We start from the raw sequence: 15,077 nt of genomic DNA, 5'->3' as shown, positions 1-15,077 counted from the left end.
TGGTCTCACTCCCTTCCAAAATCATTCTTCAGTATATCTCGATACTGAGCGCCAAACCATCGGTTTATCGCTCGGCTGTTGTCATTATGACGCCCTTCATATCCCTTCGCAAAAATATGAGCCTCCGTATTTGCTAAATGTTCTACCAGCCGTTCCAAAGCTCGACCATCGTAATCATCTTGCTCCATATAGGCAATCGCAAATTTAGTTCGTGCAAAATCTACCGGGGCAAATGTATCCCAGAAATATTGATTAAAACGATCAATAGCCATTTGATCTGAACCACCAACAATATTTCTCATCATATCACCACTTGTTTCAAATTCATCTGGTCTTTTCAGCTTTAAATTAGCTACAGTATCTCCAAGATTTGTAAAAGGTTTGCCGACGACTACTGCATGTGGTTGAAAATGCGCTGCATAATACAAGGCACCAAAAGCTCCCATGGATAATCCCGACAAGATTAACTGGTCCTTACGAAAACTCAAATAATCCAGAGCATTCTGTACCGCTGCTTTCACATAATTTTCCAATTCTTCCGTCCCTGAATAGAAACAACCTCCTTCAAGACGTGGATCCGCAAAGAGAATAAAAGGTGCCTTCATCAACTTCATCATGCGGAAACCTTCAAATCCTTCTGCTCCGCGAAAACCTGAAAAATAAACATTTAAAGGCGGTTTCAAATCTCCGGGATTAAAATAAGAAAAAATCTCCTGCCTTCGACTATCCGAATAACGTGTCCCACCAAGTACAAACCTCCCCAAACCTTCTCTGGAATAACGCCAATGCGTGACGCCACATTTTAAACGTCCAGTACCTTTTGCTGCTAGTGAAACTGCATAATAGCCAATCATAGCATCACTTTCTAAAACATAGGGTTCTTGGAGCTGAGATTCTTCAATATAATAAGTTTTATAAATTTCTCCAATTGATCCTTTTACAAAAGCTGTAACTTCTAAACGGATATGACAATCTCCTGACTTTATATATTCAGGCCACAATTCTAATGACATAGAAAAGGATGGTAGATTCAAACGAAAAGTAAACAGGTTTTCAAAATCCGAACCAAAATCACCATCAAATACCACTCCAACATTTCCATCATAATGGACAGCTCCATTAAAATTAGGATTCACATCTATTTCTGGAATTTTTAACTTAGCTCCATATTGACCTCTAAATAGATTTTTTGACAAATAAGCTATCAGATCACTAGGCTTATCAAATTGTGGTACCTCTCGCAAAACTTTTTGACGACAGATCCCCATCGCTTCTTGTTCCGTAACAAAAACACCTTGTACTTTGAACAAGGAATAAGCCTCAATGGCATTGGAAAGCCCCTTAAGACTATCCTCTTTTACCGAAGATGTCAGTAAAACACCATCAAAATGCAGATGAGGTTGTTGTGATTTTTCTAGCTCTTCTACTGATAATTTTTCTAAGGCTGCAGTTTCTAACTGATGTAAAAATGCCGAAACTTGCTCTTCCTTTACCCAGTGCCATTCCACTGCTTCCGGTAAAACAACTCCTTCCGACCAGTCCTCTTCACCAATTTGCAATAACTTCATTGTCTATCTTCCAATAATTCTTTCCATTTTGCAATAATACGACCACCAGTATAGTCACCCATTTTCTGAACAGCGTAAACCAGAGAACGATTCCAATTACTCAAACCATCAAAATAGAACTCAATTGCCTCTCCTATTTCTGTCACATCTTTGACAATCCAGCCATTTTCACCATGCGTTACATATTCTGTTGAGATACTATTAATTTGAGGAATGCCTGCACTAATACTAGCAATTTGCGTATATAAATGCGGAGTGAGACTTAAGTCAATAACTATCCTTGTCAGGTCTAACTCCTTAATAATTTGACTTTCATTTGTAAAAGCAGAAAAAGTAATAGCTGTCAATTCCAGCTTTTCATCTTCCTCTAGATTATTTTCGCCAACACCCTCCGACACTGATGTGAAGCGTTCAAGAGAATGGTGTTGACGAATTTCCTCCAGCACTTCCTCCGACAATCTATCCAAGTGATGAGTCGGTTCATAGGTTACTACATGAAGTTCTATGAGCGGATTAGCGGCCATTACGTTTAATAAAATCGATATCGCTGTACGATATACGGATTCTTCAATGCCATCAATCAAAAAATAAATAAGCAATTCTTTCACCGTCTGACTCTTTCCCAAACGAAGGCGGGTATCAAATGGCGTTACTCTCGTCACATTTCTAACTCCAAGAGAATGCTTATTGATCTCATCCAATAAAGCAACTTCCGTAGCTTCCGAATCTGTAACAACTAGACTAGCATCTTCTAGCACACGCTTCAGCGCTGATGTATCTGTCAAATCGAATCGGTATCCAAAAAAGGAGAAAATTTTTCTATAACCACTAAATTGCTGAATCATCAAATCATTATGTCTATGATCCGCTGCAATAACCAAGGTATCATCTGGCAATAACACTTTCTGCTTAAAAACAGTCAAACGCTCACGAAATAGCTCTTCCCAAGAATCATAAAATTTCTTTCGAAAGCTCTTGTCTGCTTCAGAATGAATTTCTATCCTATGCTGTTCTTCACTCAAATACTCACGTACCTGCCAGACACCAAATTCATTCAAATAATCCTGATGACTAGCTACCCCATTTGAAAAGTACTTTATGCTAGATAGAAAACCTCTATCATCAAAGAAAAACTGTTTTACATCTCGCCCCTCTTCCAAGAAATGAATACGAAGAAGATTTCCATCTTCTGCAAAATGTATATCTGCCAAGTGTTTATTACCCAGTCGCGCTATGACCATAAATGGTGTATAAGTAAAATTCACTCCATGCGGCCAACCTAACTCTTTAAACTGGATAGACCTTGTATCTTCTCTATGAATATTTTGAATATCATCAAAAAATGACCAATATTTACTATTCAGCAGATCCTGCTTATGTAAAAAATAACGTAACTGTGGTTGATAACAGAGAAGGATGAAAGCTGACTCCTCTTTAAAATCTTGAAACATCTTCATCTGGTTAATAGAATCGTCAAAACTCATACTCTCGAAAACACGAAACCATAGTGGCGCTTCCACAGACCATTGACGCTCACCACTATACCATGAAGGAATAAAATAATACATGCATGCTCCTCTAAATCAAATCACCGTACCGCTTCCACGTTAGCATAACATCAATTTGTTCAATAACTCCCAACATTAAGGTGGTTATGATATAAATATTATTAACCAACAAGGCAATCCCCACCTGTCCCGATTGCTTCCAAACAAAGACCATAGGAATCCCCCCAATTAAACAGGTATAGATTGCACCAATGACAGCCAGCCTCCATATATAACTTTCAATATATTTCTTCGTCGCAAGACCGGGTCGAACTCCTTCTATAAAATCTCCATTCTTTTGCATTTCTTCCGCAATTTCACCTGAATCTAAATTAAAATAGGCAAATCCGATAGCGAGAATAAATAAGAGGAAAATATAAAAGAGAATTCCTGGTAAATCTGATAGTCCGAATTGCAGCGAAAGATCATGAATCCATTCTTGCTTAGGAAAAAATGTTCCTAGTGCAGAAAAAACAAGTGTTGGGAGGACCATCAATGTCATAGCATACATGAATGGCATCCCCCCTGCAGGTGTAATTTTAATAGGTATGTAAGTCTCTTCCGCCAGCGAACTGACAATCATAATCCTTCGAATTGGAATACGGTACTCTGCTCGATAAACTTTAATTGTAAGAGCAATCAGCAGACTAGAACCAAGACCAATCAATAATAATACAAGCATCCATTCGACTATACTGAAGCGACTACTCTTAATCAGCTGCACCACATTTGTCAAAAATGCTAATGTCATATTCGAAATAATAATGACAGATGCTCCTCCTATCCCTTTTCGGACATTTAGATTTGCTAACCACATCAAAACAAAGCTTCCTGCAACCATCACAACTATTGAAGTCAAACGCGGTAACCACTCGCTGTTCATTCCCAAAAACGAAACATTGTAAAAATCACTAGCATAGGTAAGGCCTAAAGATTGAATAAACGCAATAAGAAGCAATAAAAACATCTGACTAACATGGAGTTGTTTTCTAGTCCCCGTCTTTACTAAGTCAAACAGACTTAAAAAACGCCATAAAATCATACTTGTCATCCAAGGTGCAAGTCCTAGTGAAAATAAATTATATGTAGAAAAATTTCCTCCCGATACCATGGCGAGAGCATCCAATGAATTAGTTAAATTATAGCTGTGGACTACTCCAGGATGAAGCGGTAGAGTGCCTAGTGGAGTATACTTTCCCAGCATATAGACTAAAACAATCCCTATAGCCCAGATTATCTTCTTCAAAACTAAAGACCCTTGTATTTTTCTAGCTAACTGTGCAAGCATTTTCTTCTCTTCAATCTTTCCATCATATCTGAAATACTATCTATTCTACACATAAGAATGATTCAAGTATGCAATTTTATCAAACCAATCCATCCTATGACTCACATCAGCCCAAGATAGATCCTTTCCACCTCAACGACTCCCCCACTTTTCCAGGATAGTTAGTATCTGCATGCATTTTTTGTACTCCTGCATTTGACCTGCTACTAAAAAACTTTCCTTGTGAAGTTGTAGCCTCCACTTATAGGCTATCAGTTCCTCTTTTATATCAAAACCAATCAGGCTGAGTAGTGTCACGCGCTCTTCTATACTCCGAAGCGGAAAAACCTGAGTCCTATTTACCGTCCTTGTAACACTTGTTGACCGTTTGCGGTGGTAATATAAGGCTACATTGCTAAAAACAATCCTATCTGCCACCAAGTATAATCTCCATGTTGTATAATCATCCTCCACTTGTTCGTCCTCTGGATAAGAAATATTCTCAAACAGTTCTGACTTATATAACTTCCCCCAAGGAACTGTAAAACATTGACAATGACCATTGTACTCCTGCCTAAACCATTCCTGTGGGGTATAGACTGTTTGAAAGTAGTCTTCACTACGAATATGAAATGCAAAACTACTTTTTTCTTCTATAAACTGCGTAAAATTCACAATAGCAATATCCGCAGCTTGCTCCTTTAAAGAATAATATAAATATTCAATATAATTTGGTTCCAACCAATCATCATTATCAACAAAGAGAATGTAGTCTCCCGTGACCATGGACAGGGCTGTATTCCGAGCCGCTCCTACGCCACTACCGGGCTTTTTGTGAACTAAGCGAATACGACTATCTATCTGGCGGTAGGACTCACAAATCTCTGCACTGTTGTCAGTAGAGCCATCATTGACCAATATCAACTCTATATGTGAATAGGTTTGCTGAAGAATACTATCAATACACTGGTTTAAATAAATTCCTGCATTAAAAACCGGTACGATAACTGACACTTTCTCCATTAGTTCCCTTTCTTTTGATACGCTTCATAAAGTTCTAATTTTGTACAAATCATTCTGTACAATTCGATTTGTCCTGCATATAAAGCATCGCTTCGGCACTTCTTCAAGCGTCCGACATAAGATTCAATTTGTGCTGAAGGATCATAACCCAATGCAACCAACAGAGTAATTCTTTCTTCTGCATTGGACACCATGGAAGCAATGTCCTTATTCATAGTCGTCCGCGATAAGCCTTCAGGGCGTTGGGAATAAAAGTATAACCCCTCATTGATAAAATGAATTTGATTAGCTTTCAAGTATACCTTATATATTGTTGCATCATCTTCTCTCAAGCGCCCCACTGGATAACGAATCCCTTCGAACAATTCTCGCTTAAAAAGTTTTAAATGGGAGAACGTAAAAGCAAGATGCATGTTATACCGCATAGTCCCTTCTAGGTCTAACCATTCTTGTATCGTATAGATTTTCTGAAAATAATTATCTTGATTATGGTAAAACATAAAACTTTTTCTTTCTTCATTGAAGGAAGTAAAGTTTGTCGCAGCAATATCTGAACCTGTCTCAATAGCAGCGTCATACAAATGTTGAATGTAGTTTTCATCTACAAAGTCATCTGAATCAATGAAAGTAATATAAGTTCCCGTTGCCTCTTCGATTCCTCTATTGCGAGCCGCCGAGACCCCAGCATTTTCTTGATGAATGACTCGGATACGACTATCTTTTTGGGCATATTCTTCTAAAATAAAGGAAGAGCCATCTGTAGATCCATCATTAACCAATATCAGCTCCAAATTATTATACCGTTGTTTAAGCAAAGAGTCCAAACAGCGTGCGAGATAGGTTTTTACATTATAAACAGGGACAATCACACTAACCACTTCCGAAACCCTTGCCCCATTTCCTGCTTCCCTAGGGATTTCTACCCCAACACATGACACAATTTGCTTAAAGTACTCATCATCAGCAACATCCTCAATATTTTCATCATAATTAAACTCTGCGGTATGCTTATGAGATAACTTCACTTTCGTCTGCGCATTCATCTTATACCATTCATATTCCGAATCAATATGTCCCAAATCAATTGCACGATAACCTCTTTTCGACAATTCCACTGTCAATAACTTAGCTGTAGGTCCAAGCATAAGAAGAATCAATTTTTCTTGACCATATTTCAAAATTTCATCTATAATTTGATCGTAAAAAGAAAAGGCATCATGAGACGGACAAATAATACGAGACACTGACTTAGCCTGAGCAAACAAATCGTTTCCCATACCTGAACGCGAAGTTACACCTTCAACTAACAAAATGTCTTTCCCACGCCAGAGTTCCTTAATTGCTTCAAAATATTCTCCTGATTGAGTTTTATCTTTCAAATCTATATACGGACGAGATAAGAAGGTAGAACCATACCAGTCTGACTGACACTCTTTCTCATAAAATTCATGGTACTTAGCAAAATGTTGCTCCCAAAAATAGCGTGCATTGCTATTATAACGCTCTATCTTTTGAAAAACATCGGGTAGACAAACCAGCAAATCCTTATCGCTTGGCGTCTGTAAAATGAATTTTAAGGCCCTAGCCAAATCATTATTGTAGGATTGATAAGGAATACTATTCCCCATAATTAAATCAATTTCACCATCTCCAAAACGGACAACTGAACTGTTATTTTCCTTAATATAGTTGAGACTTTCCAAAATGGTGAGCACTTTAATTTCTTCTAGTTTTTTCATAATTTCTATTTACATAAAGCTTTATAAACAGCGTCGACTAAGACTTTCCGGGTAAAGAAGCCCTGTCGCACCATAGGACTGAACTCTCGAACACATTCAACCATTGTCTGATAATGTTCCGGTCTCATAGCCTCTATCATTCCAGTCGCCTCTTCCAAACTGTCAACTAATATTCCTAAACGATTGCGCTCAATGATTTCCTGATTGGCAATACCTTTCTGCACAACAACTGGAATTCCTGCTGCAATAAACGCACCCAACTTATATGGACAATAGAGTTTTTGATACCCCTTATCATGATCGTCCATCCAAACCAGTCCAAAGCCACCCGCTGACATTTCCAGAAGCAATTGCTCATCCGGTCGATAGGAAAAATGTTGAACTCGTTCAGGCAAATTCTCTGCCTGTCGTGCATAGAGATTTAGTTGAAGACTTGAGGACCAACTTTTGACAAAAGAGAAACGTTCTGGTGAGCCTGGAAAATGAATTTCCTTTTTGAAGTGCGCAGGTAATTGAGGTGACTGAGTCGGATGATCCCACATCCCTTGGATGATTATTTTTTCCACGGATAGACCGTGTTCGCGCAATACTTCAAACATTTCCTGACTCGGTACTATGACTACATCAGCCTGATTATAATAAGCAATAGTACGATCCATCAAATAATAGTTACCCGCAAACATAAGAGGAACGACATCGTGAATAAAAACAATAATCTTTATCTGATAGGCACGCAGTTTCTCCATCACCTTTTCGTCAAAAGCAGTTGTATTCCAAGTAGGCGTTTGGAAAATAACGACATCCCCTTTGCGTAAACCTGCAACTATCCCATCTAAACGCTTACTCAATTCTTTAGGACTATCTATGTCTATAGGGTATGCGTGAATCGCCATTTCTCGATAACCTAATGACATAGCGATATCCGTTACCATATTTTGACATATTTGAGCTGTGCTGGAAGCCGCATGTCCGTTTAAATTTGTAATATATACTCGCATTAATCTTTCCTATACTTATCTAGTAAACGCATCCGCCACTCTAATTCTCTGTAAGCAGCAATATCTCCATTTTTTAATTTACTATCCCGATTGATTTGGGAACGCCATTTAAACGCCTTGACTTCTTGAGAAATATCAAACCCTATTAAAGAAAGGACTTCAAGCCGTTCTGCAACAGGAATTGTTGAATAGATTGTCGCCAGGTCTGCTTGCTGAGTCATGGAATTTCCACTAATCCGATAAACCAAGCTAGCCCTGTGCATATAGGCAATTTTATTCGCAAGCAAATAGAGTTTCCATGTCGTCCGATCATCCTCTCCAAAGCCATCTATCGGATACTGGATAGTATCAAATAAAGATTTTTTATATATTTTTGACCATGGTACAGTAAAACACATACTTAGATTATGACCTATCCCATATTGATAGGCAAACCATTCCTCGGGTGTATATACCGCTTCGTAATAGTCAACTGGCGCAATATGTAAATTGAAGCTACCTGTAGACTCATCAAATTGAGTAAAATTGCAAATAGCAATATCACTATCTGTCCGTTGCAATAGACTGTACAAATCACTAATATGATTTGGATCAACCCAATCATCTGCATCAACAAAAACAATGAATCCGCCAGTCGCAACCTCTAATAATGTATTTCTAGCCGCTCCAAGCCCTTCATTCCTTCTTTTATGCACAATTCGAATCCGACTATCCTGTTCTCGTAACTGTTCACAGATAAAGGCGGTTTTATCCGTAGACCCGTCATTGACAACAATAATTTCTAATTCACTGTAATCTTGTTTTATAACTGATTCTACGCATTGCCTCAGGTATTTTTCCCCATTATAGACTGGGATAAGCACACTAATTTTTTCCATTTACTTCTCCTACTCTCCCACTTAGCATATCACAGAAAGGACATTCCCTATATTCAATATGATGCAGTCTATCCAAAATCTCTGTTTTCCTTTTCTCACATATCCTATACCATTTCAGATAATATCAATAAGAACAAGGGAAATCCACATTCAAGCCTCGCTACTTTGTTTCGCTCACTATAACCTCCATTTTTGTAATTCCAATCAAATAACCTTGGTTATAACTATATAAACATAGATAAGACGACGCAACACCATCACTTTCTTCACTTACTCAAAAAAACAAAAACTATCCTCACTTTAAAACTAATTGATTGTGACTAGTATTCGATTTGGTCAATATCACTCCGTTTATTCTTATTCCTACCATCGCAATCTCTTGTTCATTATACTAATTTACCTGAGTTGATCCAGTAACGTTTCATAAAGCATCCAAGTCAAATACTTCTCATCATCTGTCAAACTATTATTTACAATATTACTTGCATTTGGCGGAAGATTACCACTCAATATACTCTCTGATAGTATTGGCGGAACTGCCGCTTCGCCCTCTGTTCGTTCAAGGCTTTCTATCAAATATCTATGAAAACCAGTATCACATGCTGTATACATAAAAATATCTGATTCTCCTTTGTCTGCAACATTGTTGCTTCCTAAATAAGTCGTCTTACTAAAATTAGAAGACCCTGTCGCAACGCCTGTAATTTTAATTTTTCCTATAAAATACCTTAGCGTAGAAATATTAACATCAATTTCATCAGGAAACATACACTCGCTATCAATCACTTTTCCCAAAAACACCATTTTCTTGTGATCTCTATTTGTTGCACAACTATGATTTTTTTTAAAATTTATAATATTTATTTGCTTGTTTCCTAACTCTGATCGGTGATTAGCTAAATTCCTATCATTCCCATTTTTATCCACCCCATTCATTCCTGCCGTAATTCCCATTATCTTATACTGACTCTGCTTGCACCATCCAGATAGCAAATCATCCAGAAATTGTTGCGTGGTAGTAATTCGATTACTTAAGTAACCTGGAGAAACAATGATAATCTCAGGTCTAGTATTACATATATAGTCCTTCAATGTCGTCGTTAAACGAAATGGCGCCTGTTCTCTTAATCCTTTATGAGTAAATAAAGTATACATACTATTCCTTTCTTTTCAGCTCATTAAATAACACCCAGTATTCTTTTCATTGATTTCGGAAACTTATCCACCAATAATCACTAGAGATTACACAAAATAATACCTTTACTTTCTTTAGTTAGAGCATCTTTTAACATGAAAACTACCAGCCGATAAACCTTCGTACCTTTATTGTATCACCACTTATAAAAATGTCAAATCATATTAATGCATGCCGTTAAAATAGAGGCGAATGTGCATCTTCTCCTCTACATTTTTTATCCATTCCCAATTTTCCTTAAACAGCACTTTTGATTCAAACACTATCATTCTTGTCAGTTTTCAAAAATAAAAAGCGTCCTCGAGACAATCTCATGAGGACTACAAAAGATTTGCATCCGTATTTGCGGAACAGGACTGCTGGTAATCTTATGGCGGTCTTGATTTACCATATAAGCACACCACAAAAACATGTATTATTAAATATAATAGATTAAAAAAGACAACTTAAGAAGAAAATTTCAGGAGCTACCATTATTTTATCACAGAAAAACACAAAAGTATTCCTAATTTCTCGGACAAAGGAGTTTTACTTATCTAAAACAACAACTTTGCTCAATTGGCATTCAATACCAACCGTGAATTGTAGCATCAGTCAAAAGTGTAAGATATTCCCAAAATATGGAACAAGCAAGAACACTATTTCAGAGACTCTAACGCATAGCGACACTATCACAACGAAGACTTATGTCAATACTTCAAACATTGTTCCAATGTCTGTTGGCGCAATTGCCTACCGCAATCTTAAAAAGTAATGGTGTGAATTCGGTGTGAAAAGTGGTGTGAATTTTGCTAAAAAAAATTCAAAAAAACACCCCATGGTGGCAACCATGAAGTGTTGTTCTGCTGTATTGTAGCTGGTTCTTAACGTTTAGAGAACTGGCTAGCTTTACGAGCTTTCTTAAGACCTGGTTTCTTACGTTCAACCATACGAGCGTCACGTGTAAGAAGGCCTGCGCGTTTCAATGAATCGCGGAAGTCTGGGTCTACTTGAAGCAATGCACGCGCGATACCGTGGCGGATCGCACCTGATTGACCACCGTAACCACCACCGTTCACGTTAACGAAAACGTCGTATGAACCTTGTGTTGAAGTTACTGCGAATGGTTGGTTGATAACCAAACGAAGGTCAGCGTGTGGGATGTACTCTTCTACATCTTTTTTGTTTACTGTGATTTTACCAGTACCTGGGACCAAACGTACGCGTGCAACCGCGTTTTTACGACGACCAGTACCTGTGTATTGTGCTTGTACCATTTAGATTACGTCCTTTCCCTTAGATAAGACCTGAAATATCAAGTACTTCTGGTTGTTGTGCAGCGTGAGTGTGCTCAGCACCTACAAACACTTTCAATTTCATGCCTTGTGCACGACCAAGTGTGTTGTGTGGAAGCATACCTTTAACTGATTTTTCAATCAAACGAACAGCGTTTTTAGAACGCAATTCACCAGCTGAGATTGATTTCAATCCGCCTGGGTGGTTTGAGTGAGTGTAGTAGATTTTATCAGTTGCTTTTTTACCAGTCAATTTCACTTTCTCAGCGTTGATAACGATAACGAAGTCACCAGTATCAGTGTGAGGTGTGAAAGTTGGTTTGTTTTTACCGCGAAGAACGCTAGCAACTACTGCTGAAAGGCGTCCAAGAGGTACATCAGTAGCATCTACTACATACCATTTACGTTCAACTTGGCCTGGTTTAGCCATAAATGTTGTTTTGTTCATGATTTCTCCTATACGAATCGTTTTTGTTTACTGGGCGGATGTTCCGGTCCGCGGGTATTTGGAAGGTTCCGGGGCCTTTCAAATGGGGTAAACAATACCGTCTACCATTTTATCAAATCTACTAGTCTCCGTCAAGCTATTTTACTTTACTTTTTTTATTTTTTGAAAGATAGCAGAGCTGCTGAGAATGAAAGCCTTATCAGTTTTATTTTCCTTACTGACCTAGCTGTCCAGGCAAGACCAGCTTTTCCTTATAAGGGAAGGTTTTATCAAATTCTTCCAAGACCAATTCATCCACCGTGTAACCCGGCGGATCTGTAAACCACCAGTCCCGGCCTTCCAGAACTTCTGGTCGGAACAACTTGACCAAGAAATAATCAGCTTCTGGGTCCGCCTGATAGCGAATGCCGACCTCCTTACCCTTGACAAAACCAAATTGACTGTAGTAATCAGGAGAGCCTGTAATAGCCACCAAGACTGCTCCGCTATTTTCCGCCAAAGCCAGCGAATACTCCAAAAGTGCCTGACCGTAACCGCGGCCTTGCTGGTCTGGCGAGATGCTAAAGGGACCAAAGGTCAGACTGGGCAGGCGAGTGCCGTCCGCTGTGACCTCCGACGCGACATAGAGGATATGCCCCACCAGCTGACCGTCGGCTTCCGCGACAAGATTGAGGTCTTTTATGACGTGTTTTTGCTTTCGTAACTGATGCACAATCAGATGCTCAGTAGCACTCAGATAATAGTCCTTCAGTTTACTTTTAGTACAAGGCAACGAGTTGCAGACAGTACTGGAGTACGGCAAAACGAGTTAACGATGTAATAAAAGATAAACTGACGGACGAAAGACATTCCAAAAAGCCTCCCGTGTTGGCTCTTCAACCGCCCGATGATCCTTTTCTTCTTCTTTTCTGATGATTAGTGACATCTTATCTCCTTTTGATTATCCTATTCTACATAAGTCGTCATCACACAAAAAGGGACACATCTTTGCAAGAAATATCCCTTAGAATCTAGGCTCTCATTTCTGTCCCAATTGATAAAATAGCTAGGACTCCTGTCCCTGTATGAGTGGCAATAACTGGTCCTAATTCTGTCAATAGAACATCAGAAACACGGTCGTCTTCCAATAAACTAGATTTGACGCCCTCTGCCGCCTCAATATCACCCGTATAAGCAACCATGACTGTAGAATGATCCAAGTTGTCCAAGGTCAGGTTCAGCATTTCTTTAATTCCTTTTTTACGACCACGGATTTTAGCAATAGGCACAAGTTTCCCTTCTACATCTAGCGAAAGCAGAGGTTTGATATTCACTAAGCCACCAATAAGGCCTGCTGTTTTCGATAAGCGACCACCACGCACCAGGTGGTTAAGGTCATCGACCAAGAGGTAGGTCCGTAAGCGCGGCACCAAATCTTCTACGATTGCCTTAGTTTCCGTCAAAGTCTTACCCTCAGCACGCGCCTCAACGGCCTTCATGACCAAGTAGCCTTCTCCAATGGTCGCTGCCTTTGTATCAACGATGGTGATGATTGCTTCTGGATATTGATCCATAACCATATCTCGTGCAATGACTGCACTCTGGTAGGTCCCTGAAAGAGCTGCTGAGAAAGCAAGATAAAGCACCTCTTGACCTTCCTTGGCTGCTGCCTCAAAAACTTCTTCAAACTGACCAACATTGACCTGACTGGTCGTAGGTTGACTGCCAGAAGCCATTTTCTCCAGCAAATCTGCTGAGGTCAAGCGGTTTTCACCGACTGTTTCATAGGTTACGCTGTCTAGGTTAATGGTCAAACCAAGCACGGTCACATCGTTTTCTTGGACCCAGCTGATTGGCAAATCCGATGTCGAATCGGTTACGATTGTAAATGTCACTCTTTCATTTCCTCCATCATTTCTCTTAAGGCTTGAAAATTCCCATCTGACCAGGGATTGAGCCGTGGGGTGTAGAGCTCTACCTGATCCACAAACTTGTCCAAGTCCTTTTTGATGACCCTGGTTCTTTCCTCCAACTCACGCGCCGAAACCCGTAAGGCCCCTTGTGAAAAGACCACCCATTGTTCGTTGAGGTCGCTGGTTGCGACGGAAACCTGCTTGCGACGGTCACTATTGAGCTGGGCACTGAGCCGTTCAATGTAGCTATCTGCCGTCTCTTCCTCTTCTGTAAAAATGACCGATACCTTGAATTCGTCATACTGCTGGCGAAGACCTGGCACATGGTGGGCATCAAAGACACAAATCACCTTGATCTGTTCAAAAGCTGCGTAGTGAGACAAGGTGCGAAGCAAGGTCGTTCTGGCCGCATCCAAGTCTCCCTTTTTAAAATCTTGCTTGGTGGCCTGCCAAAAGGCAATCATGTTGTAGCCATCTACAATGAGAACTTTTTCTTTCATTTAGATTTTCTTCCGAAATACTTCGTACATCAGCACGGCTGCTGCTACGCTGGCGTTGAGAGATTGGACATGGCCCTTCATAGGAATGGTAATCATCTCATCCACCTGCTTTTTGATATTACTGGAAATCCCTTTACCTTCGTTACCAATAATGAGGGCTAGTTTGCCAGCCGTATTCCACTTGTGGCTTGGGGTTCCGTTCATATCGGTACCAAATACCCAGAAACCTGCCTCCTTGAGCTTATCAAGGGTTTGGCTGAGATTGGTCACTCGGGCAATTGGGACATGGGCCACCGCACCTGTGGAAGTCTTAGCCACAACGGGCGTCACGCCAACTGCTCGGTGCTTGGGAATGATGATGCCTGCTACCTGAGTGGCATCTGCGGTCCGTAAAATCGAGCCCAAGTTGTGGGGGTCTGTCAGACCGTCCAAGATGAGAATGAGAGGATTGTCTTCCTGCTCTGCTTTTTCCAGAATGTCCGAAAGGTCTGCATAGGCGAACTCGGAGACCCGCAGGACAAAGCCTTGGTGGACGGCACCTTCTGTCATGTCGGACAGGGTCTTCTTCGGCGTCCAAGAAATCGACACCTTCTTCTCTGCCGCCAATGCCTTGATTTTTTCTACATTTTTTCCGCGCAAATCATCCTGAATGTAGAGCTTGTTGCCAGTGTTGGCCTCCAAACTCTCCACCACAGCATGTACGCCGTATACAATATCATTATGTTCCATAAGAGTATTATAGCATAGG

The 15,077-nt window shown here is 39.8% G+C and carries 14 protein-coding genes and 1 pseudogene; 1 reads left to right on the top strand and 14 read right to left on the bottom strand.

The features are described 5' to 3' along the window. Positions 1–5: 5 nt before the first annotated feature. The 8 genes from asp2 to K5Q22_RS00740 all read right to left on the bottom strand — a co-directional run bounded on the left by asp2 (position 6) and on the right by K5Q22_RS00740 (position 10,175). On the bottom strand, positions 6–1,568 hold the full coding sequence (gene asp2 / locus K5Q22_RS00775) for an accessory Sec system protein Asp2 (protein WP_205013392.1): 1,563 nt from the start codon (positions 1,566–1,568) through the stop codon (positions 6–8). Further along, positions 1,565–3,136: an accessory Sec system protein Asp1 gene (gene asp1 / locus K5Q22_RS00770; RefSeq protein ID WP_205013393.1), complete on the bottom strand. Its 1,572-nt coding sequence runs from the start codon at positions 3,134–3,136 to the stop codon at positions 1,565–1,567. Before asp1 ends, asp2 begins: the two co-directional genes overlap by 4 nt. Positions 3,137–3,146: 10 nt before the next feature. Beyond that, positions 3,147–4,403 carry an accessory Sec system protein translocase subunit SecY2 gene (gene secY2 / locus K5Q22_RS00765; protein WP_205013394.1) on the bottom strand — a complete coding sequence of 419 codons (1,257 nt, stop codon included), beginning with the start codon at positions 4,401–4,403 and terminating at the stop codon, positions 3,147–3,149. A gap of 132 nt (positions 4,404–4,535) precedes the next feature. After that, positions 4,536–5,405 (bottom strand): glycosyltransferase family 2 protein, encoded by an 870-nt coding sequence (locus K5Q22_RS00760; RefSeq protein WP_205013395.1) that lies wholly within the window; start codon positions 5,403–5,405, stop codon positions 4,536–4,538. Continuing rightward, a complete protein-coding gene (locus tag K5Q22_RS00755) occupies positions 5,405–7,144 on the bottom strand; it encodes an SP_1767 family glycosyltransferase (RefSeq protein ID WP_024406525.1) in 1,740 nt (579 codons plus the stop codon). The genes K5Q22_RS00760 and K5Q22_RS00755 overlap by 1 nt, the downstream gene beginning before the upstream one ends. 5 nt (positions 7,145–7,149) lie before the next feature. Continuing rightward, entirely contained in the window at positions 7,150–8,076 is a 927-nt protein-coding gene (locus K5Q22_RS00750; protein ID WP_244227752.1) for a nucleotide sugar synthetase-like protein, read from the bottom strand. A gap of 65 nt (positions 8,077–8,141) precedes the next feature. Beyond that, positions 8,142–9,020, bottom strand: a complete 879-nt coding sequence (locus tag K5Q22_RS00745; RefSeq protein ID WP_024406523.1) for a glycosyltransferase family 2 protein — start codon at positions 9,018–9,020, stop codon at positions 8,142–8,144. A 396-nt stretch (positions 9,021–9,416) separates the two neighbouring features. Next, positions 9,417–10,175, bottom strand: a complete 759-nt coding sequence (locus tag K5Q22_RS00740; protein ID WP_205013396.1) for a hypothetical protein — start codon at positions 10,173–10,175, stop codon at positions 9,417–9,419. Positions 10,176–10,837: 662 nt separating this feature from the next. Between K5Q22_RS00740 and K5Q22_RS00735 the strand changes: the two are divergent. Beyond that, positions 10,838–10,969 (top strand): annotated as a pseudogene (locus K5Q22_RS00735) (site-specific integrase); the annotation flags it as partial. A gap of 109 nt (positions 10,970–11,078) precedes the next feature. Here the strand turns inward: K5Q22_RS00735 and rpsI are convergent. The 6 genes from rpsI to rlmB all read right to left on the bottom strand — a co-directional run bounded on the left by rpsI (position 11,079) and on the right by rlmB (position 15,058). Continuing rightward, on the bottom strand, positions 11,079–11,471 hold the full coding sequence (rpsI, locus tag K5Q22_RS00730; protein WP_074413404.1) for a 30S ribosomal protein S9: 393 nt from the start codon (positions 11,469–11,471) through the stop codon (positions 11,079–11,081). A 19-nt stretch (positions 11,472–11,490) separates the two neighbouring features. Further along, a complete protein-coding gene (gene rplM, locus K5Q22_RS00725) occupies positions 11,491–11,937 on the bottom strand; it encodes a 50S ribosomal protein L13 (protein ID WP_002876943.1) in 447 nt (148 codons plus the stop codon). 214 nt (positions 11,938–12,151) lie between these two features. Continuing rightward, positions 12,152–12,649 (bottom strand): GNAT family N-acetyltransferase, encoded by a 498-nt coding sequence (locus K5Q22_RS00720; RefSeq protein WP_205013397.1) that lies wholly within the window; start codon positions 12,647–12,649, stop codon positions 12,152–12,154. A gap of 298 nt (positions 12,650–12,947) precedes the next feature. Then, positions 12,948–13,811: a DegV family protein gene (locus K5Q22_RS00715; protein WP_024406516.1), complete on the bottom strand. Its 864-nt coding sequence runs from the start codon at positions 13,809–13,811 to the stop codon at positions 12,948–12,950. Then, positions 13,808–14,329, bottom strand: a complete 522-nt coding sequence (locus tag K5Q22_RS00710) for an NYN domain-containing protein (protein WP_024406515.1) — start codon at positions 14,327–14,329, stop codon at positions 13,808–13,810. Before K5Q22_RS00710 ends, K5Q22_RS00715 begins: the two co-directional genes overlap by 4 nt. After that, complete coding sequence (gene rlmB / locus K5Q22_RS00705; RefSeq protein WP_172027122.1) at positions 14,330–15,058, bottom strand: 23S rRNA (guanosine(2251)-2'-O)-methyltransferase RlmB; 729 nt, start codon at positions 15,056–15,058, stop codon at positions 14,330–14,332. Positions 15,059–15,077: the final 19 nt, after the last annotated feature.

The organism is Streptococcus sp. 2018162 (genome assembly GCF_019754175.1).
Lineage (GTDB): Bacteria > Bacillota > Bacilli > Lactobacillales > Streptococcaceae > Streptococcus > Streptococcus hashimotonensis.
This window is presented reverse-complemented; position numbering and strand designations above follow the sequence as displayed.